Origin of the sequence: Pseudomonas sp. WSY_20 (genome assembly GCF_043104335.1) — a bacterium.
GTDB classification, from domain to species: Bacteria; Pseudomonadota; Gammaproteobacteria; order Pseudomonadales; family Pseudomonadaceae; genus Aquipseudomonas; species Aquipseudomonas parafulva_B.
In genome coordinates, this window is the sequence record NZ_JBICKP010000070.1 from 1 (window position 1) to 1,856 (window position 1,856).

Consider the following 1,856-nt stretch of genomic DNA (forward strand, 5'->3'; position numbering starts at 1 on the left):
GGTGTCATCACCTACACCGTGACCCTGACCAATCCGGCTCAGACTCCGGTGACCGTGACCCTGTCCAACGGTCAGGTCATCACCGTTGAAGCAGGGAAGACGCAGGGCAGCATCGACTTCCAAACCCCGGCCAACGACGTCTATAACAACAACGGTGCGCCCGTTAGCGTGACCATCGACAGCGCCACGGGTGGCAACTTCGAGCAGTTGACGCCGAACCCGACGCCAGCGGTAACGACGATCAACGACTCGATCGACACCACCACTGCCACGCTGACGGCTTCGCCGAGCGTCACTGAAGGCGGCGTCATTACGTACACCGTGACCCTGACCAACCCGGCTCAAACTCCGGTCACCGTGACCCTGTCCAATGGTCAGGTCATCACCGTTGAAGCGGGTAAGACCCAGGGCAGCATTGACTTCCAAACTCCGGCGAACGACGTCTATAACAACGGCTCGACCGTTAGCGTGACCATCGACAGCGCCACAGGCGGCAACTTCGAGCAGCTGACGCCTAATCCGACGCCAGCCGTAACGACGATCAACGACTCGATCGACACTACCACTGCCACGCTGACGGCTTCGCCGAGCGTCACTGAAGGCGGTGTCATTACTTACACCGTTACCTTGACCAACCCGGCTCAGACTCCGGTCACCGTGACCCTGTCCAACGGCCAGGTCATCACCGTTGAAGCAGGCAAGACCCAGGGCAGCATCGATTTCCAAACCCCGGCCAACGACGTCTACAACAACGGTTCCACCGTTAGCGTGACCATCGACAGCGCTACGGGCGGTAACTTCGAACAGCTGACCCCAAATCCAGCGGCTGCCGTTACTACGATTAATGACTCGATCGACACCACCACTGCTACGCTGACGGCTTCGCCAAGCGTGACCGAAGGTGGCGTGATCACTTACACCGTCACGCTGACCAACCCGGCTCAAACCCCAGTTACCGTGACCCTGTCCAATGGCCAGGTCATCACCGTTGAAGCAGGCAAGACCCAGGGCAGCATCGATTTCCAGACCCCGGCCAACGACGTCTACAACAACGGTTCCACCGTTAGCGTGACCATCGACAGCGCCACCGGCGGCAACTTCGAAGAACTGACCGCAAACCCCACGCCAGCCTCCACGGTCATCAACGACAGTATCGACACTGTCACCGTTAGCATCGTCAGTAACGGCAATGTGACCGAAGATCAGCAGCCGTCTTTCACGGTCAAAGTCAGTCAAGCCTTGGACCGTCCGCTCACTGTCACATTGTCGAATGGTGACAAAGTCACCATCGAGGCTGGAAAGACTGAGGTCGAGTACAAGCTCGCCGCACAAGGCGACGATGTCATCAAGGATCCAGGCTCCGTCACGCTAGGTGTGACCGACGCTAGCGTCCCGGGCGCCACGTTCGAGAACCTAGTCATCGGTGGCCCGGCAACAGTTGAAATTTCCGACACCATCAGCGAAGTCATCGCAACCCTTACGGCGGACAAGACGACTGTTACAGAGGGTGGCCAAGTTACCTACACCGTAACCCTGAGCAACGCTCAAGGCTTGCCTGTCACTCAACATGGAGCACTGACTTTCACGCTGACTGACGGGACGAAAGTCACCATTCCAGCCAATAGCGTCGCTGGCAGCACTACTATTGCCGTTGGCGATGATGTGTATATGGGTGGCCAGCCTGCTCTGGTGAACAAGCTAGAGTCGGTTTCGGGTGGAGATAACTTCGAGAAGTTGACGCTGGGCAATGAGGTTGTAACCACTACCGTAACTGACGAGCCAGGTTCGGGTACCCCGGGCACGGGTAACCAAGGCGATCTGGTGCTGGTCACTATTACCGCTGACCAGAACTCCGT

Annotated in this window: 1 protein-coding gene; it reads left to right on the forward strand. The window is 58.0% G+C overall.

Going from position 1 to position 1,856, the window contains the following annotated elements:
- A partial coding sequence (locus ACF8E5_RS17120; protein ID WP_392475572.1) for an immunoglobulin-like domain-containing protein occupies positions 1-1,856 on the forward strand: 1,856 nt, incomplete at both ends.